The organism is Vescimonas sp., assembly GCF_057856985.1.
In genome coordinates, this window is the sequence record NZ_DBLZXX010000022.1 from 1 (window position 1) to 21,055 (window position 21,055).

14 protein-coding genes are annotated in these 21,055 nt (G+C 64.0%); 7 read left to right on the top strand and 7 right to left on the bottom strand.

Going from position 1 to position 21,055, the window contains the following annotated elements; genetic code table 11:
* Positions 1-372: 372 nt before the first annotated feature.
* Entirely contained in the window at positions 373-2,205 is a 1,833-nt protein-coding gene (gene typA / locus ACZM22_RS09820) for a translational GTPase TypA (protein WP_417053956.1), read from the top strand.
* Between the two features lie 182 nt (positions 2,206-2,387).
* Here typA and ACZM22_RS09825 read toward each other — a convergent pair whose 3' ends face one another.
* The 4 genes from ACZM22_RS09825 to ACZM22_RS09840 are packed head-to-tail and all read right to left on the bottom strand — an operon-like array spanning position 2,388 to position 6,676.
* Positions 2,388-3,302 (bottom strand): glycoside hydrolase family 25 protein, encoded by a 915-nt coding sequence (locus ACZM22_RS09825; RefSeq protein ID WP_489543924.1) that lies wholly within the window; start codon positions 3,300-3,302, stop codon positions 2,388-2,390.
* A 5-nt stretch (positions 3,303-3,307) separates the two neighbouring features.
* Positions 3,308-4,138, bottom strand: a complete 831-nt coding sequence (locus ACZM22_RS09830) for a putative RNA methyltransferase (protein WP_489543925.1) — start codon at positions 4,136-4,138, stop codon at positions 3,308-3,310.
* The gene (locus ACZM22_RS09835; protein WP_489543926.1) at positions 4,135-5,529 is read right to left on the bottom strand and encodes an MATE family efflux transporter; all 1,395 of its coding nucleotides are present in this window, start codon (positions 5,527-5,529) and stop codon (positions 4,135-4,137) included. Before ACZM22_RS09835 ends, ACZM22_RS09830 begins: the two co-directional genes overlap by 4 nt.
* A gap of 13 nt (positions 5,530-5,542) precedes the next feature.
* Positions 5,543-6,676, bottom strand: a complete 1,134-nt coding sequence (locus ACZM22_RS09840) for a cysteine desulfurase family protein (protein ID WP_489543927.1) — start codon at positions 6,674-6,676, stop codon at positions 5,543-5,545.
* 151 nt (positions 6,677-6,827) lie between these two features.
* Between ACZM22_RS09840 and mtaB the strand changes: the two genes are divergently transcribed.
* From mtaB to ACZM22_RS09870, 6 genes are read left to right on the top strand one after another with little or no spacing between them, the layout of a single operon-like run.
* The gene (gene mtaB / locus ACZM22_RS09845) at positions 6,828-8,108 is read left to right on the top strand and encodes a tRNA (N(6)-L-threonylcarbamoyladenosine(37)-C(2))-methylthiotransferase MtaB (RefSeq protein ID WP_489543928.1); all 1,281 of its coding nucleotides are present in this window, start codon (positions 6,828-6,830) and stop codon (positions 8,106-8,108) included.
* Positions 8,105-8,680 (top strand): 5'-deoxynucleotidase, encoded by a 576-nt coding sequence (gene yfbR / locus ACZM22_RS09850; RefSeq protein WP_489543938.1) that lies wholly within the window; start codon positions 8,105-8,107, stop codon positions 8,678-8,680. The genes mtaB and yfbR overlap by 4 nt, the downstream gene beginning before the upstream one ends.
* A gap of 27 nt (positions 8,681-8,707) precedes the next feature.
* Entirely contained in the window at positions 8,708-8,977 is a 270-nt protein-coding gene (locus tag ACZM22_RS09855; RefSeq protein WP_484437348.1) for an ACT domain-containing protein, read from the top strand.
* A 16-nt stretch (positions 8,978-8,993) separates the two neighbouring features.
* Positions 8,994-10,352, top strand: coding sequence for a PFL family protein (locus tag ACZM22_RS09860; RefSeq protein ID WP_489543929.1), 1,359 nt, complete (start codon positions 8,994-8,996; stop codon positions 10,350-10,352).
* Positions 10,352-10,834 carry a GNAT family N-acetyltransferase gene (locus ACZM22_RS09865; protein WP_489543930.1) on the top strand — a complete coding sequence of 161 codons (483 nt, stop codon included), beginning with the start codon at positions 10,352-10,354 and terminating at the stop codon, positions 10,832-10,834. The genes ACZM22_RS09860 and ACZM22_RS09865 overlap by 1 nt, the downstream gene beginning before the upstream one ends.
* 12 nt (positions 10,835-10,846) lie before the next feature.
* On the top strand, positions 10,847-11,071 hold the full coding sequence (locus ACZM22_RS09870) for a Lar family restriction alleviation protein (protein ID WP_489543931.1): 225 nt from the start codon (positions 10,847-10,849) through the stop codon (positions 11,069-11,071).
* Positions 11,072-11,193: 122 nt separating this feature from the next.
* Here ACZM22_RS09870 and ACZM22_RS09875 read toward each other — a convergent pair whose 3' ends face one another.
* The 3 genes from ACZM22_RS09875 to ACZM22_RS09885 all read right to left on the bottom strand — a co-directional run bounded on the left by ACZM22_RS09875 (position 11,194) and on the right by ACZM22_RS09885 (position 20,978).
* Positions 11,194-11,754 carry an NAD(P)H-dependent oxidoreductase gene (locus ACZM22_RS09875; RefSeq protein ID WP_489543932.1) on the bottom strand — a complete coding sequence of 187 codons (561 nt, stop codon included), beginning with the start codon at positions 11,752-11,754 and terminating at the stop codon, positions 11,194-11,196.
* 24 nt (positions 11,755-11,778) lie between these two features.
* A complete protein-coding gene (locus ACZM22_RS09880; protein ID WP_489543933.1) occupies positions 11,779-12,528 on the bottom strand; it encodes an EFR1 family ferrodoxin in 750 nt (249 codons plus the stop codon).
* Positions 12,529-12,776: 248 nt separating this feature from the next.
* Positions 12,777-20,978 carry an MBG domain-containing protein gene (locus ACZM22_RS09885; RefSeq protein ID WP_489543934.1) on the bottom strand — a complete coding sequence of 2,734 codons (8,202 nt, stop codon included), beginning with the start codon at positions 20,976-20,978 and terminating at the stop codon, positions 12,777-12,779.
* Positions 20,979-21,055: the final 77 nt, after the last annotated feature.

The window sequence follows — 21,055 nt, forward strand, 5'->3', positions numbered from 1 at the left end:
ACGCTCTATCCTGCTGAGCTACAGAGACTTATATTAAATTGAGACTGGCAACGATCACTTTTCCCCGTAAGGCAGCTGGTAGAGCACAACCTTAGGAGGCGTGTGCTCTATCCAGCTGAGCTACTGAGACATTTATAAGGTTTATGCAATTTTCAAGGCTCGAAGGAATCGAACAATCTGCCGCTTAGGAGGCGCACGCTCTATCCAGCTGAGCTACTGAGACATACCACGATTGCCATTGTAACGCAGATGCGGCGGGTTTGTCAACGGTGAAAGAAAGAAAAAGTTGGGGAAAAGGCTTGCAATCACCTCTTTGAGAGCATATAATACAAAGGTTAGTGAATTTATACCCGAGAGAAAGGGGTCTTACCTTTGCAGAACGAGAAATTGAGAAATGTGGCGATCATCGCCCACGTCGACCACGGCAAGACCACACTGGTGGATCAGATGCTCAAGCAGGGCGGCGTCTACCGCGAGAATCAGGAAACGGTGGAGCGAGTCATGGACTCCAACGATCTGGAGCGTGAACGCGGCATCACCATTCTGGCCAAGAACACCGCCATCCAGTATGGCGACACCAAGATCAACATTGTGGACACTCCGGGCCACGCCGACTTCGGCGGCGAGGTGGAGCGTATCCTGAAGATGGTCAACGGCGTTATCCTGCTGGTGGATGCAGCGGAGGGCCCCATGCCCCAGACCCGCTTCGTCCTCAGCCGCGCCCTGGAGCTGGGCCATCGCGTCATCGTGGTCATCAACAAGATCGACCGGCCCGACCAGCGCATCCATGAGGTCGTCGATGAGGTGCTGGAGCTGCTGCTGGATCTGGATGCCACCGCCGAGCAGCTGGACAGCCCCATGCTGTTCTGTTCCGCCCGCAACGGTACCGCCAGTTACTCCCCCGATGTGGTGGGCACCGACCTGAAGCCTCTGTTCGACACCATTCTGGACTATATCCCCGCGCCGGAGGCCGACCTGGACCAGCCGTTCCAGATGCTGGTCAGCGCCATTGACTATAACGAGTTCGTGGGCCGTATCGCCATCGGCCGCGTGGAGCGCGGCGTACTGAAGCAAAATCAGGAGATCGCGGTGTGCAACTACCACGATCCCGACGCGCCGGCCAAGAAGGCCAAGGCCGTCAGCATGTACGAGTTTGACGGTCTGGGCAAAAAGCCCATCACCGAGGCCACGGCGGGCAACATCATCGCCATGTCCGGCATCGGCGACATCACCATCGGCGACACCATCTGCGCGCCGGACTGCGTGGAGCCGCTGCCCTTTGTGAAGATCAGTGCCCCCACCATGGAGATGACGTTCTCCATCAACGACTCCCCCTACGCCGGCCGCGAGGGAAAGTTCGTTACCTCCCGCCAGCTGCGGGAGCGCCTGTTCCGCGAGACGCTGAAGGACGTGTCCCTGCGTGTCACGGAGATCGAGGGCGCCGCCGATGCCTTCAACGTGGCGGGCCGCGGTGAGATGAGCCTGTCCATCCTCATCGAGACCATGCGCCGCGAGGGCTACGAGTTCCAGGTGTCGCCCCCCCGTGTGCTGTACCAGACCATAGACGGCAAGAAGTGCGAGCCCATCGAGCGCCTGGTAGTGGACGTTCCCAGCGAGAGCGTGGGTGCGGTCATTGAGAAGCTGGGCAGCCGCAAGGCGGACATGCTGGAGATGACCCCCGTGGGCAGCCGGATGAAGATCGAGTTTCTGGTCCCCAGCCGCGGCCTGTTCGGCTACCGCAACGAGTTCCTGACGGATACCCGCGGCGAGGGCATTATGGCCAGCGTGTTCGACAGCTACGCCCCCTATAAGGGCGACCTGAGCCGCCGCAACACCGGCTCCCTGGTCTCCTTCGAAACGGGCGAGAGCGTGGGCTACGGCCTGTTCAATGCCCAGGAGCGCGGCGCTCTGTTCATCGGACCGGGCGTGCCGGTGTATGAGGGCATGATCGTGGGCGTCTCCCCCAAGCAGGAGGACATTACGGTCAACGTGTGCAAGAAGAAGCAGATGACCAATATGCGCGCCGCCGGTTCCGATGAGGCGCTGCGTCTGGTACCGCCCCGCAAGATGAGTCTGGAGCAGTGTCTGGAGTTTCTGGCGGACGACGAGCTGCTGGAGGTCACGCCCAAGAGCCTGCGTATGCGCAAGACCATCCTGAATCACGAGAAGCGTATGAAGGCCACCCACGGCGGCAAAAAGAACTGAATCAGGTAAACAACAGGGCAGCCTGCGGCATCCGCCGCAGGCTGCCCTGTTGCGTTTTTGCGGCGGTGCTGTGCGCACCTCGCATGGGCCGCCAAGTCAAAAAGTACAGGGAGCGCTCCGCCGGATCCGGAAAAAGGGAGCTTGTCCATCGGACAGGCTCCCTTTTTTGCATTTATCCGCGCCTACCCCCGCGGTGAGGGCACGAACAGGAAGTTCAGATCCGCCTGAGTGGGCACCCCATCCAGCGCGGCGCTGTCGCTGTACTGCCACATGTCGAAGGCATAGTAGAAATCGGGATAGTCGTTGTAATCCGCCACCCAGAGGGACCAGTCGGCCAGACGGCTCAGGTCGTACTGGTAATACCCCTGCTGCCGGTTCAGATAAATACCGGCGGAGCAGCCGCCCTGCTCCACGACGCGGCAGAAGGCGGCGGCTATGTTGGTCAGACGGGAGGCATCGAAGGAGGCGGTACGGGAATCGTCGGCGAATACCGGCTCCCAGTCGAAGTAGACCGGCAGGTCCAGCGGTACGCCATCCAGCAGGCCAAGCACGTAGTCGGCCTCCATAATGGCCTCCTGCACCGTGACGGCCTGGGAGAAAAAGTAGGCGCCTACGTCGATACCGGCGGCGCGTGCGCCGCGGACGAAGGTGCGGAAGCTGCTGTCCTCACGGAGAGCGCCCTGGGTGTAGCCGCGATAGCCCACGCGGAGGATGGCGAAATCCACACCCTGCCGGGCCAGCTGCTGCCAGTCCGTTCCGGACTGATAGTCGGACACGTCCACGCCCAGCCGCACCGTGCCGGACATGCCGGTGTAGCGGAGGACGCCGTTCTCATCACGGGTGAAATCGTTGGCGGTAAAGGGGTTTACCGCCAGATTTTTGTGGGGTGTCAGCCAGACCATGTTGGCGCCGTCATTGACATAGACCTGACCCGCATGGGGGTCCTCCGGCTCCGGCTCGACACGGGGCTGGCGGGGCAGCAGGCTCAGGATCACCGGCACGGCAATGGCCAGTGCGGCCAGCAGGATGGCCAGCGGCAGCAGACTGCGGCGTCTCCTGCGGCGGGCGCGGCGGGGATGGGTGATGGTTTCTTCCATAGGGTTCACCGGCTTTCTCGTTGGAACACGTGGATGTCGAAGGCGATGCGGCAGTCCAGCGCATCAAGTTTACATAATTTTTCGACGCCGCTTTTCGGCGTTTTCCAGCAGTAGGGGGTCATGCCGAACAGCGCCTGAATATCGGCGGGGGTGTCCAGGTGGATGGTGTCCTCCACATGGCGGATGGTGACGTAGTGAAAGCCATCGTAGGGCGTCTCCTTCACCTCGTTGGGGTAGGGGCGGTCATAGAGCACCTGCTTCATCTCCCAGAGGTGCATGGCGGAGGGGACCACGTAGAGGAAGTGACCCTCCGGCCGCAGGACGCGGCGGAATTCCTCGATGGCCAGCGGGGAGAAGCAGTTCAACAGCAGGTCGATGCTTCCGTCCGCCACCGGCAGGCGGTAGGAGGAGGCCACAGCCAGCTCCAGCGCATGTTCCCGTTTGGCGGCCAGCCGGAGAATGAATTTGGAGATGTCCGTACCGGCCACGCGGGGCGATTTACCGGCCCCGCACAGGGCGCGGTAGATGGCGGCGGTGTAATATCCCTCGCCGCAGCCGCTGTCCAGCACTGCGGGAGCGTCGCCGGTCAGGGAAACGGAGAGTTCACATAACGCATCACGCAGTGGGGCGTAATAGCCTCTGGAGAGGAAGGCGCAGCGGGCGGCGGCCATGGCCTTGTCGTCGCCCGGGGCCTTGGAGTGCTTCCGATTCACGGGGAGCAGATAGGTGTGGCCCTCGCGGGCGATGTCGAAGCTGTGACCGGCGGGGCAGCGGTAGGCGCCGTCCTGCCGGACCAGCGTACCGCCGCACAGGGGGCAGACGAACAGACTGGTCATAGGTCACGCCCCTCCGGCAGTGTCACGTCGTGTATCCAGCGGCCCTTGCGGATGCGGTACCAGCACAGGGGACATTTCAGCAGGGACTCGGCTTGCACGGCGGCAGCCACCCACCAGCAGGAGGCGTCCATCACCAGTGCTATCACCGCCGTCAAAGGCAGGGCCACCAGCCACTGGGGGGAGATGTCCAGTGCGGCGGAGCAGAACACATCGCCTCCGGCGCGGAGCACGCCGGTGACGGCGGTGATGGAGTAGGCATGCAGGGGGATGGAGGCGAAGCCGGTGACGGCCAGCGCCGTGGCGATCAGGGCTGTCTGGTCATAGAGCTTGAACAGGGGGAACACGATGGGCTGGAACAGCAGGGGTACCAGCGCCAGCGCGACCGCCGCCAGCGCCAGACCCACCAGGATGGTGACCCACAGCAGGGTGTGGCTCAGGTCCAGCACCTCCTGATGGCTCTTGCCCTCGCCGATGGCCTTGCCCACAATGACGGCGGTGGCGGCGCCCAGGCCGAAGCACACCACCAGGAACAGGCGATTCAGGTTGCCCATGACGGCGTTGGCCGCCAGATACTCCACGGAGTTCACGGTGTAGCCCAAAATCACGGTAAGCATGCTGTTGCCAAGGCCCCAGGCGATCTCATTGAGCAGTACGGGGGAGGAGTACTTGATGAACCGGCGGCACATCTCCCAGCCCGGGTGGAAAAAGGCCTGCAGGCGCAGGGGAATGGTCCTGCTGCGCAGGGCGCAGACAAGGCACACGGCGAACTCCGCCACGCGGCTGATGAGAGTAGCTACGGCGGCGCCCTCCACGCCCAGCATGGGGAAGCCCGCCTTGCCGAAGATCAGCAGGTAGTTCATGCCGGTGTTGATGACGGTAGACATGCCGAACAGCTTCATGCCGAAGGAGGAGTTCTCCACGCTGCGCTGGGCGCTGACGTAGATGGACGACAGCATGTTGAACACGTAGGAAAATCCGATGATGCGCAGGTACGGCGCGCCCAGCAGCGACAGCTCGTGCTTGTTGCTGAGCAGGTCCATGATCTCCACGGGCCAGAGGAAGAACGCCGCAGCCAGCACGGCGGCGATGCCCACGCCCAGATAGGCGGCTACGCCCATGGCGCGGCTGATATTTTCCAGATCCTTTTTGCCCCAGTACTGGCTGATGAGGATCCCGACGCCGGACTGGACGCCGAATACAATGGAGATCAGTAGGAACACCGGCACGTTGGCGGTGGTGACGGCGGCCATTTCCGTGTTTCCCAGCTGGCTGACCATTAAAGTATCGATCAACCCAAGGGAAAACGTGATGAGATTCTGAAGTGCGATGGGGGCGGTGAGACGAGCCAGATAGCGATAAAAGCTCTTATCGCGGCGGAGTGCTTTCTGCATGATGAAGAACCTCTCAAAGCATGGGAAAACGGGCGGCCTGATGGGCTTTCAGCGCCTCATACAGGGCGTCCACATCTGTTTCCGTATTTTCGGGGGAGAAGGAGATGCGGATGACACCGGCGGCGGTGCGCTTGTCAAGACCCAGCGCCGACACCACGTGGCTGGCCTTGCCCTGGTGGCAGGCGGAGCCCGCGGAGATACAGATGCCCTGGGCGCCCAGATCGGTGACGATATTGGCGCTGGGGTAGCCCGCCAGCGACACGGCCAGGATGTGGGGGGCCGTACCGGCGGCCACCGGCACCATGCCGGGGATGCTCAGCAGCCTTTCACGGCAGTAGTCCCGCAGGGCGGCCATATGGGCGATCTTGGCGTCATAGTCCGTCAGGCGCAGCTCCACCGCCCTGGCAAAGCCGGCGATCTGGGCGGTGGCTTCCGTGCCGGAGCGCAGACCGCGCTCCTGCCCGCCGCCGGGCAGCAGAGGCCGGACGTTCCGGAAGCGCTCCGAGATATACAGGGCGCCCACGCCCTTGGGGCCGCCCAGCTTGTGGGCAGACAGGCTCATCATATCCACGCCCCAGGCCTCCGGCTCACAGGGTACCTTCAGAAAGCCCTGCACCGCGTCGCAGTGCAGCAGGGCGCGGGATTTTCGGTCACGCAGGAGCTGAGCCGTCTCCGCCACGGGGAAGATGCAGCCGGTCTCGTTGTTCACCAGCATCATGGACACCAGCACTGTGTCGTCCCGCAGGGCGCCCGCCACCTGTTCCACGGTGACACGGCCGGTGCGGTCAGGCTTCAGGTACGTGACCTCGTACCCCTGCTGTGTCAGCCAGCGGCACGGCTCCAGCACGGCGCTGTGCTCCACGGCGGTGGTGATGATGTGCTTGCCAGTGTGGCGTCCCTGCCAGATGGCGGCCTGTATGGCCCAGTTGTCCGATTCCGTGCCGCAGGAGGTGAAATACAGGCGCTCCGGCGGGCAGTGCAGCGCACCGGCGATCACGGCGCGCCAATCCTCCACGGCTTTTTTCATCTCCTGCCCCGCGGGATACTGGGAGGAGGGATTGCCGAAGTGATGGGTCAGCACGTCGTACATGGCGTCAGCCACGGCGGCGGGTACCGGCGTGGTGGCGGCATTATCCAGATAGATCATGGGAAAAACCTCTCAATTTCATGGGCCGGAGGGCTTGCCACCGGCGGAAGTATCCAGTATAATAAAGCGTTACTATCGAACTGCTGTCGCGGCGATAAAAGCGATACGATATATTATACCGATATTCGACGGAAAGTGCAAGGAGAATCCCATGCAGGCAGCTATCTATACCTTGGGATGCAAGGTGAATCAATATGAAACACAGGCCATGGAGCAGGAGCTGGTGCGGCGGGGTCACACGCTGGTACCCTTCGACCAGAAGGCGGATGTCTACATCGTCAACACCTGCTCCGTCACCGCCGTCAGCGACAAGAAGTCGCGGCAGATGATCCGGCGATGCCGGAAGCTGAACCCCAACGCGGTAGTGGCCGCCTGCGGCTGCTACGTGCAGACCCACGCGGAGGAGGCGGCGGGGCTGGACGTGGATCTCATCGCCGGTACCGGCGACCGCATGGCATTTCTGGACCTGCTGGAGCAAGTGGGCCGCGAGAAGCAGGTGACGATGCTGGACGACGCCCTGCGCCGCAGGGAATTCGAGGTGCTGCCCGCAGGCGGCATGGCGGAGCGTACCCGCGCCATGCTGAAGGTGGAGGACGGCTGCGTCAACTTCTGCACGTACTGCATCATCCCTTATGCCCGCGGGCCGGTGCGTTCCCTGCCCAAGGCGGAGGCTGTGGCCCAGACGGAGCACCTGCGGCAGGAGGGGTATCGGGAGCTGGTATTCACCGGTATCGAGATCTCCAGCTGGGGCCGCGACCTGAAAAACGGGGAGAGCCTCATCGACCTTTTGGAGGCGGTGTCCGCCGCCGCAGGGGATATGCGGCTGCGGCTGGGCAGTCTGGAGCCCCGTACCATCACGGAGGACTTCTGCCGCCGTGCCGCCGCGCTGCCCCATCTGTGTCCCCACTTTCATCTGTCTTTGCAGTCCGGCTGTGACGCCACGCTGAAGCGGATGAACCGGAAGTACGATACGGCGCGGTTTCGGGAGTCGGTGCGGCTGCTGAACCGGTATTTCCACCGGCCCGCCATCACCACGGATCTCATCTGCGGGTTTCCGGAGGAGACGGAGGAGGAGTTCGGCCAGACGCTGGCATTCATCGAGGAATGCGGCTTCGCAGCCATGCACATCTTCCCTTATTCCATCCGCCCCGGTACCAAGGCGGCGGCCATGGAACAGGTGCCGCCCACCGTCAAGGAGCAGCGAACTGCCCGGGCCGGACAGGTGGCGGAGCGGATGCACCGCGCGTATCTGGAGGGCTGCGTGGGGCAGGTGTACCCTGTGCTGTTTGAGCAGGCCAGGGACGGCCTCTACACCGGCCACGCCCCCAACTATATGGAAGTCGGCGTGGCGGCGGATGGGCTGCATAACGTTATACTGGATGTGAAGATCACTGGCATCGACGGGGAGATGCTGCGAGGGGAGTTGACATAATGAATCACTTTTTCGCCTATATCGACAGGATGCGCTACATCGAGCGGTGGGCGCTGATGCGCAACAGCGTCCGGGAGAATATTCAGGAACACAGCCATCAGGTGGCGGTGCTGGCCCACGCGCTGGCAGTGATACGGAACGAGTTTTTCGGCGGGCAGGTGGATGCCGGTGCGGTGGCTGCAGCGGCGCTGTACCACGACGCGGGGGAGATCCTCACCGGCGACATGCCCACGCCCATCAAATACTTCAACCCCGAGATACGGGAGGCCTACCGCAAGGTGGAGGAGGTGGCGGACCAGAAGCTGCTGGCCATGCTGCCGCCGGAGCTGCGGCCCATCTATGAGGACATCCTGCGCCCCGCCGATGCGGAGGTGGAGGAGCTGGTGAAGGCGGCGGACAAGCTCAGCGCCCACATCAAATGCCTGGAGGAGCTGAAGGCCGGGAACGAGGAGTTCCGGCAGGCGGCGCGGCAGACGGCGGAGGCGCTGGAGAGCTATGACATGCCGGAGCTGCGGTATTTCCGTGAGCACTTTTTAGGCTCGTTCCAGCTGACGCTGGACGAGATGGAGTAAATATCATCCAAAGAAGGAGTGAAGGACATGAAAGCGATCGTAACTGTGGTGGGTAAGGATCAGGTGGGCATCATCGCCGGTGTGTGCAACACGCTGGCGGCCTACGAGATCAATGTGCTGGACATCAGTCAGACCATTATGGAGGGATATTTCACCATGATGATGGTGGTGGACCTGACGCTGTGTCAGGAGCCCTTTGACAGGCTGCGCACCGCCCTGAAGGAATACGGCGAGGGACGGGGACTGTCTGTCCGCATCCAGAGGGAGGACATCTTCGACGCCATGCACAAGCTGTAAAAAAGAGGGACGCGACATGCTGAGTTTGCAGAATATTTTCGATACCATCGACATGATCGACAAGCAGCACCTGGACATCCGCACCATCACTATGGGCATCTCCCTGCTGGACTGCGTCAGCGAGGACGCGGATCGCTGCTGCCGGAAAATTTATGACAAGATCTGCCGCCGGGCGGAGAAGCTGGTACGCACCGGTGAGGATATCGAGAGCGAGTTCGGTATCCCCATCGTCAACAAGCGCATCTCCGTGACGCCCATGGCGCTGGTGGCGGGGAGCTGCGACACCGAGGACTACGTGCCCTTCGCCATGACACTGGATCGGGCGGCCCACACCTGCGGCGTCAACTTTATCGGCGGGTACTCCGCTCTGGTGCAGAAGGGCTTCAGCAAGGGCGACGAGCTGCTGCTGCGATCCATTCCTCAGGCGCTGGCCCAGACGGAGCTGGTGTGCTCCAGCGTCAACGTGGGCAGCACCAAGGCGGGCATCAACATGGATGCTGTGGCCCGTATGGGGCGCATCATCAAGGAGACGGCCCACCTGACCCGCGCTCAGGACGGGCTGGGCTGCGCCAAGCTGGTGGTGTTCTGCAACGCTGTGGAGGACAACCCCTTCATGGCCGGTGCGTTCCACGGCGTGGGCGAGGCGGACAGCGTCATCAACGTGGGCGTGTCCGGCCCGGGCGTGGTGTACCACGCTTTGCAGTCCTGCAAGGGGCAGCCCTTTGACGTGGTGGCGGAGACCATCAAGAAAACGGCGTTCCAGATCACCCGCATGGGTCAGATGGTGGCGGCGGAGGCGTCCCGGCGGCTGGATACGCCATTCGGCATCGTGGATCTGTCGCTGGCGCCCACCCCTGCGGTAGGCGACAGCGTGGCCCGCATTCTGGAGGAGATGGGCCTTGCCGTCTGCGGCACCCACGGCACCACGGCGGCGCTGGCCCTGCTGAACGACGCGGTGAAGAAGGGCGGCGTCATGGCGTCCGGCCACGTGGGCGGCCTGTCCGGCGCGTTTATCCCCGTGTCGGAGGACGAGGGCATGATCGCCGCCGCGTTGGACGGCACCCTGACCATCGACAAGCTGGAGGCCATGACCTGCGTGTGCTCCGTGGGATTGGACATGATCGCCGTGCCGGGGAGTACCAGTGCCGAGACCATCGCAGCCATCATCGCCGATGAGGCGGCGGTGGGTATGGTGAACAGCAAGACCACCGCCGTGCGTGTGATCCCCGTGGAGGGGGCCGATGTGGGCGACATGGTGGAGATGGGCGGCCTGCTGGGCTCCGCGCCGGTGATGCCGGTACACGAGGCGTCCAGCGCCGACTTTATCGCCCGCGGCGGACGCATCCCTGCGCCGCTGCAGAGCCTGAAAAACTGATGGTACGGGCGGCGAGAGAGCAGGATCTGCCCCGCATCCTGACCATTTACAACGTGGCGCGGCGGTATATGCGGGCGCACGGCAACACCGCCCAGTGGGTGAACGGCTACCCGTCGGAGGAGCTGCTGCGGCAGGATCTGGCGGCGGGACAGCTGTACGTGCTGGAGGACGGAGGCGGCGTGTATGCCGTATTTGCCTTCATCCTGGGCGAGGACCCGACCTACCGGCGCATCCGGGGCGCGTGGCGGGACGACAGTCCCTACGGCACCATCCACCGGCTGGGCAGCGACGGCAGCCATCGCGGTGTGTTCGCGGAGACGGCGGCCTGGGCGGCCACGCAGTGCGGTCACCTGCGAGCGGACACACATGCGGCCAACGATACCATGCAGCGGTGCATGGAGCGGGCGGGCTTTGTGCGGTGCGGCGTCATCCATGTGGCGGACGGTACGCCGCGGCTGGCCTATGAACGGACAACGAAATGAGGAGGAACGATGATGGACCCTATCTTTGAGATCGAGCTGGAGGATTGCCCTGTCTGCCGCGGCATCGGCGCCATGCAGGATGAGCAGGGCTGGAGTGTCTCCGTGTGCTGCATGGACTGCGGCGCCGAGACCGCCCATGCGGAGTATCATACGCCGGAGGAGCGGCTGGAGGCCGCGCGGCGTGTGGCGATGCTGTGGAACATGGGCAAGGTCGTCCACACCGGCGTGGGCGACTGAGCGAAATAGGCAAAGAGGGCTCCGCGGCATGGCCGCAGGGCCCTCTTTTATGCCGGTGGAGAGAGAATAGGCAGAACAGGAGAAAAAGTGCCCGAGGCCCATGGCCTCGGGCACTTTTCTGTTCAGGGCTGGGGCGTCAGGCCGTACCGGCTCATGGCGTCCCGCAGGATGGCCTCGGGGTCGCAGCCGTCCACGTCCAGATTCTCCGCCATCAGGAGCTCCGTCTCGGGGATGCCGAAGCACTCCACACACAGGGCGCGAAGGTACTGATAGCTGAATCGCGGGTCGTAGGGGCCGCCGGAGGTGCTGACGTAGTATAGCTTCTGAGCGCGGCACAGGCCCACGGGGCAGCCCGCCTCATCGTAGCGGGTGACGATGCCGGTGATGTAGATGTTCTCCAGATAGAGCTTCAGCTGCGCCGGAAAGCACAGGTCCCACAGGGGCGCGGCCAGCACGATTTTGTCCGCCGCCGCGAACTGACGGGCGCAGCGGAAAAAATCGTCGTCATAGGCGCGGCGCGCCAGCAGGGCGTCGCGGCGGGCCAGGCGCTCCGTGTTCAGCGGCAGCAGGGGCAGATCGTAGAGCCGCAGCTCCTCGTAGTCTCCCAGCGTGGCCAGCAGGGCGCGGGCCAGACGGTCCGTGCGGGAGTCGGGACGGGCACAGGCGTTGATGTAGAGTGTCATAATGGGTTTCCCTCCGTGTGCTGATTACAAGACTTCAAAGTGATAGCGGGGCTTGCCGAGACTCTTTTTGCCGTACTCGATGGCCTCAGCGGGGCAGTAGCAGATGCAGGCCATGCAGTGGGTGCAGTCCTTGCCCCAGACCGGCTTGCCCTCCCGCAGAACGATGTTGTTGGTGGGACATCGCCGGACGCACTGGCCGCAGCCGGTGCAGGCATCACTGGCGGTGAAGGGCCCCGCCTTGACGCAGACGGCGTAGAAAATGGGGTTCACCGGCCCGCTCATGAAGCGGTCGTAGAGGTGATCGCGGGTGGGGGAGAAGGGCTGTCCGGCGCGGACGGCAGCGATGGCGCGGTCGATGTCCGGCTCTGCACGCGCCACGATGCGGCGGGCCTCCTCCGCCTGAGGCACGCCGAACATGGCAATGTAGTTCTCCGGCATCACCAGCTGGGCCGTGCCCATGCAGGTCAGGCCCTTTTCAGCGCAGAGCTGGCGGTTATAGTGGTTGGCGCGGCCAATCTCGCTGCCGCAGGTCATGACGAACCACGCCTGCTTTGCGCCGGTGAGCTCCGTGCGCAGCAGCCAGTCCCGCACCAGACGGGGGATGCGCCAGGCGTAGGTGGGGGTGACGATGACCAGACGCTCACCCGTTTCAACGGGCGAGGTGTCGCCGCTCCGGATGCGGTCATTCAGGGACAGCAGGGTGTCGCCCAGCGCGTCCGCCATGCGCTGGGCCGCGTGGCGGCTGTTGCCGGTGCCGGAAAAGTACAGGATCATGTTTGCCCCTCCTTGCGGTATTTTCCTGTATTGTACCAGCGGAGGGGCGGATGTGCAAGGGGCTTTACGGGAGGTATCCGGCATCTTCCGGCTCTGGATCACCAAATACTGTGGTTCGCTTGCTCTGCCTGCGATATAACAAAACGTGCCGCAAAAGTCAAATCGCATTTGAGAAAGAGAGCGGAAAGGGAGCCGCCCCGGACACCGAGAACGGTGTCCGGGGCGGCGGCTTTGCTTCGTGCGCCTGTTCAGTCCTCGCGCTTGCGGCGGCGCAGCAGCAGCGCCGTACCGGTATAGCTGCCCAGCGCCGCTATGCCATAGGCCAGCAGGCCCGCATCGGCGGTAGTGGGGGAGGTTTTTTCGCCGTCATCCGGCACGTGGCCGCTGTTGGAGGTGCGGCCATAGCCGATGGCGTAGGTAGAGAACTTGCTGGCGAAGATATGGATGCACTGGCCTTCGCGGTCGACGTAGAACGTGCCCTCCGCGCCGGTGGTGCTCTGGGTCAGGAGCATGGGCTGCGCCTGACCGTTACCGTCCGCGTGACAGCGCGCCACGGTGATGCTGCGGCTGGTGTCGCAGGGGAGGATGATCTCCAGCACGGTCCCCGCGTCCTTCAGCTCCGAGAGCTGGCCATTTCGGACCATGGTAAGGGTCATGTCCACAAAGCGCAGCGTCTTGTTCTTCACCAGCTCGCGGATGGCATTCTGAGCGGCGCTGCTGTCATCCTGCGGCTGCTCGCGGATGGTCATGCTGAGGGCGACGGAGGCATCACCCATGTCGGAGAACTGCTTCTCGGCCTCGGCGTCCAGACCGCCCACCACCGTGTGCTCCGTAAGGTCGGTGGGGTCCGCGATCTCCAGCTCGCTGCTGACATCCTCGCGGGGGATGCGGACGGTCAGCACCGCGTCCTTGTCCACGATCTGGAGCTTGGCGGTGACGGTCTTACCGCTGTATGCTATCACCGCGTTGTACGTGCCGGGGAGCAGCTGACCGATGTGGAAATGGCCGTCCGCGTCGGTAGCCTGAGACTGGCCGTAGATGTCCATGCCCCTGCGGATGGTGACGACTGCACCCTCCAGAGGCTGCTCGGAGCTGCCGGTGATGCCGTATTCCAGCACAGTGCCGCCCACGTTGTAGGTCTTTCCGGCGGGCGCATTGACGGTGATGGCCGATGTGCCGCTGACGGCGGCATAGCGGCTGTCGTCCTCGGGGGTGAACAACCACTCCGCGTCATAGCTGCCGCTGGCGGGGCAGAGGGAGGGTTCCGCCCAGGTGAAGACGCCCTTCACCACGGTGTCGCCGTCCTGCATGGCGCCGGACAGGCGGATGGTGCCCAGCCGCTGGCCGTAGTCCAGGGTGGTCCTGCTGAGGGTGGGGCCGCCGGCGGGAACGGTCTTGTTCACCGCGTTGAGCCGCACCGTGATGGTGATGTCCTGATAGCTGCCGGTGGTGACGATGACCCTCACCGTGGCCGCCAGACCCTCCGTATCGGTGTCCACCGCATTGATGGCCAGCGTCAGCACACCCTTGTTGGAGAGGGTGCTGCGCATGACATCGTAATAGGTCTCATCGCCCTCGAAGTTCAGGCCGCCGTACTCCACCGCGCCCAGCTGGCAGCCGGCGGGCAGGATGGCATCCAGCACCGCGCGGAGGTCCACGCTGTATGCGGCGGCGTAGTTGTTGGTCACATCCACCGTGACGGTGGGATCGGGCAGGACACCCTTGTCGATGGTGATGTCCACGCTGCCGGTGACGGCCTCGTGGCTGGCGGCCTCAGCCTTGTACCACACAGTGTAGGTGCCCACGGCGGAGAAGGCCGGTACGGCGGGACCGTAGATGCCGTTTTCCTCCGCGCTGTACGTGAAGGTGACGGCGGAGCCGTCCACGGTGGCAGCGGAGGCGGCCATCCGGGCGGACTGGGCCTTGCCGTTGTAGGCCAGTGCGCCGTCCTGCCGGACGGAGACGCTGGTCAGCGCCGCCTTGCCGATGGTGATGGTAAAGCTGCCGGTGACAGTCTCATGGTTGGCGGCTTCGGCCTTGTACCACACGGTGTGGGCAGCCACATCGGTGAGAGCCGGAACGGCATCGCCGTAGGCGCCGTCCTTTGACAGACTGTACGTGAAGGTGACGACGGAGCCGTCCACGGTGGCGGCGGAGGTGATCACCGGGGCGCTCAGGGCGGTACCGGTGTAGGTCAGGGCGCCGTCCTGACGGACGGAAACATCCGTCAGCGCGGCCTCGCGCACCGTCACGGAGGCGGTGCCGGAGGTGGTGGCGTAGCGGCTGCCGCTGGGCGTGAAGGTCCACTCGGCGGTCTGGCTGCCTGCGGGCAGGATGACGTCCGGCGTGTTCCAGACGAAGGTACCCTCCACAACGGTGTCGCCGTCCCGCAGTGCGCCGGACAGCGCGATGGTGCGCAGCGGCTGGCCGTAGGTGATGGCGGCGGGCGTAAGGGTGGGCTGGCCGGTGGGAACGATACGGCTGTCCACCGTGACGGTGACGGTGATGGTGTAATCCAGATAGTTGTCCGCGCCGGTGACATGGACCGCGATGACGGCGGTCTTATCCGCGTTGGCCGGTTCGTTCCGGAAGGCGAAGCGGAGGGTGCTGCCGCTGACGGCGGGCGCGCCGTCCAGCACGCTGTCGGTATCGGTCACATCGCCCAGAGAGGCCGCGCCGCCATCGGCGATGAGACTGCGCAGATCCACGGAACCGGCGTTGCCGTACATGGCCGCGCCGCTGGCGGTCACGTCGGCGTGAAGCGCCCTGTCGATGCGGAAGTAAACGGTGTCGGGGGCCAGCGCCAGCGTGTAGTTATCGGCCTTGAAGGCGCCGCGGTCCGCCAGCTTCAGGGAACCGATGGTGATGGCGTAGCTGTCCGCGTTCTCGCCGGAGACTCTGGTCAGCGCACCGTCGAAGGCGGGGGACTCGCCGTTGGCCGCGGCAGAGACGGCGAAGGTCAGCGTGGGATCGTTCTCACCGTAGGTCTTGCTTTGACCGGCGTCGGGAGTCACGGTGATGGCGGCCTTGGTGATGTCCGCCGTGATGCCGGTGGGCTGGGCGATCAGGGTGTAGTTGGCCGCGTCAGAGCCGGTGAGGGCGTAGCCGGAGAGAAGAACGGTCTTGCCGGTTCCCGCGTCGGCGTCGGCAAAGGCGGCAGCGGCACGGGCCGCGTCCACGGTCACGTCATCCCCGGCCATCAGACCGGAGAGGGCGGGTGTGCCGGTGATGACGGCGGCGGCAGTGCCGTCGTAGGTCTTGCTTTCCGCCTGCAGGCCGGTGATGGTGACGCCCTTCGGGGACACCCTCAGGGTATAGGACGCCGCGCTCTGCTGATAGTTGGCGGTTTCCGCGGCGGTGGCGGTGATGGTGGCTTCGCCCGCCGCGTGGATGGTGACGGTGCCGTCGGAGGCCACCGTGGCCACGCTCTCGCGGCTGCTGGCGTAGGTGATGCTGCCGCCGTCCCTGCGATTGTTGGACGCCGCGTTGGAGAAGGCGTCGTCGCCGTAGGTCCTGGTCAGGCTGCCCTGCTGGGCGAAGGTCAGGGTCTGGGCCGCCTGAGCCACCGTGTACTGCACGGTCCTGTCCGCGTCAACAGTGGACAGCTGGTAGTTCTTGGCCTTGTCGCCGGTGAGACCGGTGGCGGCGGCGGTGTGAGTGCCGGCGGTCAGCTCACCGCCGGTGACGGTGACGCCGATCCGGTCGCCGTTGACGGCATTGCTGACGGTGGCGGTAATCGCACCCTCATCGTCGGCGTAGATACGGCCCTCCGTGTTGTGCCACGTCAGCGTGACAGTGCGGGGCCGCACCTCCAGCGTGCCGGGCAGGAAGGAGATGTCGTAGTTGTCGGAGGTCAGGCCGCCGGGGGTGATGGTATACTCGCCCACGTCATCAAACTGGCGGTAGGTGTGGGCGTAGGTCAGCGTTCCGTCCAGATCGTCGATGTCCTCGTTGTTGACGAAGCCCTGGCAGCTCACACCGTCGTTCATGGGAGCGGTGCCGTAGTCGATGACCGTGCTGTTGGCGGTCACCAGCAGGCGGACCTTTTCGATGGTGTAGGACACGCTGACGGAGGCTTCACCCAGCTGGATGCGGGCAATGTAGTCGCCGGCGTTGACCGGTGCGCCGGAGAGAGCGGTGGTATCCGCCGGCTTGGCGTAGTAGGTGATGATGGCGGCGTCACCGGTGGTCAGGCTGCTGGTGCAGGACGCCGCGCGGGCCATGCCGTTGTAGAACAGGGTCTGGTCAGGGGCCGACAGCGTCACGCTGCCGCCATTGGTGTCGGGGCAGGTGCCGTCCGCGTTGGTGCAGGCGGCGGTAATGGTGGTGCCGCTGGCGGTGTAGGCCCAGCTGTGCTGGTGCTTGCGGAGATAGAGCTTATCCTGCTCCTGCGTGACCACATAGCCCTGTCCGGACGCATCCGGCAGGAAAATTTTGGTGTAGTCCAGCGCCGTGTTGGACGCACCGGCGGCGAATTGGACCGGCACATCGTCCGTGGGCTGGCGGGATGTGGTGATGCCGATGCGGGCCGCCTGGGTCAGGCTGGGATCAATGGTGAGGACTCCGGAGTCCAGATACACATTTCTGGTGCTGCCGGTGACGTTGGCATCGCCGCCAACGGTCAGCGAATTCCGGCTGGAGTTGAGGTAAATACCGGTCTGGCTGCCGGTGATCTTGCCGCCCAGCATACGGAAAGCGCCGTGGTCATCGTAGATGTATGCGCCGTACCGGCCGCCGGAGATGGTGCCGCCGTACATGGTGAAGCTCTGGCTGGAGGACACGCCGTTCACAGTCTCGCCGGGCGCGGCGATCCGGCCATTGCCCCGGCAGTCGCAGAGCGTCAGGCCCCAGTGGTCATCCACCACCGCGGATACCGAGGTGTTCGTTGTGGTGATCTGCTTTCCGTTCAGGCAGAGGTTCACATCACCGGCCAGGAAGAGCCGGCCGTCCAGCTCGATGTCGGCGGCCAGATAATAATTGCCGGCGTAGAGCATGTACGAATCGCCGTTTTTGGAGGCATTGGCCCCACCGTACAGCAGCTTGCCGTCAACGGAGGTCAGGGGGATCCAGGCTGTATTGCCGTGGGCCGCGTCCGTGCAGTCCGATCTGCCGCAGACAGCGTGTTCGTGCAGGGTGCCGCTGGAGAAGATGACGCTGTCACCCATCAGCCGCTTCGTGCAGCCGGGATAGGCATCGCTGGTGAAATACGAGGTGGTATCCGCCGCCAGCCCCGTGCCGTCGGCGACGCGGACATAGCTGCCGTCGATGACGGGATCTGCCGTGGTGACGCCGATGCTGGCGCCGCTCTCCAGCGCGCCGCCCACATGAATGATCTCGCGGCGGCCCAGATAGACGTTGTTGGCCGCGCCGTCCTTGCCCAGGTTGCCGGTGATGCACGGCGCGCCGGACACGGTGAGCTTGTTTTCGGCGCACACGCCGCCGCCCTTGCTGTTGCCGGAGGTGTTGCCGGAGATGGTGCCGCCGGTAATGGTACACGTGGCGCTCAGGATGACGTACACGCCGCCGCCATATTCCGCCGCCGTGTTGCCGGAGATGGTGCCGCCGGACATGTTGAAGACATGGGCCGCGTACACGCCGCCGCCGCGCTTGGTGGCGAAGCCGGTGACCGCGGCATCGGTGGTGAAGTTGCCGGAGACAGAGCCGCCGGTCATGTTGAACGTACCGGCCGTATATACGCCGGCGCCATCCTCATCGGACGAGTTGCCGGAGACCGTGCCGCCGGACAGGGTGAACACGCCGCTGTATACGTATACACCGCCGCCGTATTTGGCCTTGTTGCCGGAGACACTGCCGCCCAGCATGCGGAACGTGCTGCGGGTCATGTATACGCCGCCGCCCTTTTCGGCGGCACTGTTGCCGGAGATGCTGCCGCCATACATGGTGAAGGTGCCGTCGGGGTCCAGATACACGCCGGTACCGGTGAGCCCGTCGGCGTGGGTGATCCTGCCGGTGCCCTTGCAGTCGCTGAGGGTGAAGCTGCCGCCGTTGGCCAGCTTGATCGTGTTGGCGCCGTCCTTGCTGCAGATGATGTCGTAGCCGTTCAGGCACAGCACCACGCCGTCCACGGGCTGCCACTCGCTGCTCTGCGTTACGGACTGGGTCAGGTAGTAGTGACCCGCCTTGGTGATCTCGCTCAGGGAGGAAACGGCCGTCCAGGTCAGGACATCGGTGTGCGTCTCCCCGCCATGGCTGCATGCCGTGCCGCAGAGGAGGTGCTTGTGGGGCAGGCCGTTGTAGAGGTTGACCTCGTCGCCCTCCCGCAGAATGCCGTACTGACCGCCGGCATCGCTGGTGATGCTGCCCTCGTAATAGCCATTGTCCGCGCCGGTGGCAACGGCAATATGCTCACCGATGGCGGGCGCAGCATCAGCGGTCACGCCGATGCGGGCGCTCTCAGCCAGACCGCCCTCGCCGATGGCGAAAGTCGTGCCTGTGGTATTGCCCTTGGCCAGCTGAACATTGCAGGCGCTGCCGTCATTGTCGGTGTTGCCGGTGATGGTCACGCTGCCGGAGACGGTGAAGACGCTTCCGCTGCCGACATACACGCCGCCGCCACCGTACTTGGCGGTATTGCCGGAGATGCTGCCGCCGTACATGCGGAAGGGACTGTTGGCGAAGACAGACACACCGCCGCCCGCGCCATTGGTGGCGGTGTTGCCGGTGATCTCGCCGCCATACATATTGAATGCGGTGCCCTTGCCCCCGCTGTTGGATCCGTTGTCAAGAAGCACGCCGCTGCTGTCCGAGCTGACATTGCCGGAGATGCTGCCGCCGTACATGTTGAAGGTGCCGATGGCATATACGCCCCGGCCGCTGTATTTTGTGCCGTCGGCCTGCTCCGCGTGGGTGATCCTGCCGTACTCGGCGCTGTCGCCCTTACAGTCGCAGAGGGTGAAGGTATAGTCTTTGCGGACCATGATGGTATAGCCATGGTTTGTATGGATGATGCTGTGGCCGTTGAGGCAGAGCACCACACCGTTGGCGGGCGCCCAGATACCCGTCGTTTTGATGTCTTGGGTCAGGTAGTAGTGACCCGCCTTGGTGATCTCACTCAGGTCGGAAACGGCCGTCCAGGTCAGGACCTTGGTGTGCTGCTCCCCGCCATGGCTGCATGCCGTGCCGCAGAGGAGGTGCTTGTGCGGGATCGCGGTCAGCGTCACCTCGCCGGCACTGTTCAGGTCGAACTTCATTCCGGAAGCGTCCGAGATAAAGTGATCGGTGAGCTGGTCGGCTGTCACATCCGGCATTTTGGTTTTCCAGCCCTCGGTGATCAGGCCATCGTGACCGCTCCCCAGCGTCACGCCCAGCTTCGAACCCTCCTTCAGCGCTCCGTCCAGGACGAAATGATCACTGGGGTAGCCGCTTACGCTGCCCAGGCAGACGTTATTGGCCTTGCCGTCTGTGGTGGAGTTGCCGGTGATCTTTACCGCGCCCTTGACATAGACGCGGTCGTTGCGCGTATACACGCCGCCGCCCGCAGTAGTGGCGGTGTTGCCGGTGATCTCGCCGCCGTACATATAAAACTTGCCGTAGCTGTACCAGCCCACGCCGCCGCCATAGTCGGCGCTGTTGTTGGAGATGCTGCCGCCGTACATGGTGAACGACTGGCCTCCGATGGCCACACCGCCGCCGCCCTGGGCGTCGCTGTTGCTGATGCTGTTGCCGGTGATCTCACCGCCGTACATGGTGAAATAGCCGCCGCTCGTATCCACACCGCTCCTGTTGTTGCCGGTAATGCGGCCGCCGTACATATTGAATTTATTCTCGGTACGCACCTCTACGCCGACACCGCTGGCGCCGCTTGTATGGGTGATCTCACCGTAGGTGCCGCTGGTCCCCTTGCAGTCGCACAGGTTCAGCGTCGCCGTCGTCTGCTCATTGCTGACATAGATCGTGCGCTTAGCGGTGGTCTGGATGCTGTGACCGTTCAGACAGAGGTAGACTGTCCCTGTGGCGGTGGCGATATAAGCGTCCTCCAGATCGAGGTCGGTGGTCAGATAGTAGTCGCCCGCAGGGAGCCTGTAATAATATCCGACAACGGTATTGTCGGAGGTTTTGAGCTCCCTTTTCTCCCATACCGTGCCGTTTATTTTCAGTCCCTCAGCGTCCTGCGAGATCGCATTGTCGGAGAAGGAGATGGTTTTGGTGTGGGAGCCATAGGTGGCTAACCACTTCTCGCAGCCCTTGACGCCGCAGACGCAGTGGGCGTGTTCGCTGCTCTCCGCGCGCAAGGCCCATACGGACAGCGCATCGCGCTCCTCCTGATCCGGCGCGGCGGTGTCCTTGTCGATGGTGTAGGCGCCGCCGGTATCAGCGGTGCCGCCTGCCGTCTGTGCGGCGGCATCGGACGTCTCTGCGAATGCCGCCGTGGGCAGCATGGTCAGGCAGAGCGCCAGTGCCATGAACAGACTCAATACTCGTTTCTTCATGTGGGCCTCCTTCAGCGTATGTGCTCGCATTTTTTCGGTCATGCGCGGACGTGCGGATGGGCAGCACCGGCTGCCCG

Bases quoted from the DNA above. Each gene is read 5' to 3' on its own strand.
- ACZM22_RS09835 (WP_489543926.1), bottom strand. From the start codon at position 5,529: ATGCAGAAAGCACTCCGCCGCGATAAGAGCTTTTATCGCTATCTGGCT.
- ACZM22_RS09825 (WP_489543924.1), bottom strand. From the start codon at position 3,302: ATGGAAGAAACCATCACCCATCCCCGCCGCGCCCGCCGCAGGAGACGC.
- mtaB (WP_489543928.1), top strand. From the start codon at position 6,828: ATGCAGGCAGCTATCTATACCTTGGGATGCAAGGTGAATCAATATGAA.
- ACZM22_RS09875 (WP_489543932.1), bottom strand. From the start codon at position 11,754: ATGACACTCTACATCAACGCCTGTGCCCGTCCCGACTCCCGCACGGAC.
- ACZM22_RS09855 (WP_484437348.1), top strand. From the start codon at position 8,708: ATGAAAGCGATCGTAACTGTGGTGGGTAAGGATCAGGTGGGCATCATC.
- ACZM22_RS09860 (WP_489543929.1), top strand. From the start codon at position 8,994: ATGCTGAGTTTGCAGAATATTTTCGATACCATCGACATGATCGACAAG.
- ACZM22_RS09880 (WP_489543933.1), bottom strand. From the start codon at position 12,528: ATGATCCTGTACTTTTCCGGCACCGGCAACAGCCGCCACGCGGCCCAG.
- ACZM22_RS09865 (WP_489543930.1), top strand. From the start codon at position 10,352: ATGGTACGGGCGGCGAGAGAGCAGGATCTGCCCCGCATCCTGACCATT.
- ACZM22_RS09885 (WP_489543934.1), bottom strand. From the start codon at position 20,978: ATGAAGAAACGAGTATTGAGTCTGTTCATGGCACTGGCGCTCTGCCTG.
- ACZM22_RS09870 (WP_489543931.1), top strand. From the start codon at position 10,847: ATGGACCCTATCTTTGAGATCGAGCTGGAGGATTGCCCTGTCTGCCGC.
- ACZM22_RS09830 (WP_489543925.1), bottom strand. From the start codon at position 4,138: ATGACCAGTCTGTTCGTCTGCCCCCTGTGCGGCGGTACGCTGGTCCGG.
- ACZM22_RS09840 (WP_489543927.1), bottom strand. From the start codon at position 6,676: ATGATCTATCTGGATAATGCCGCCACCACGCCGGTACCCGCCGCCGTG.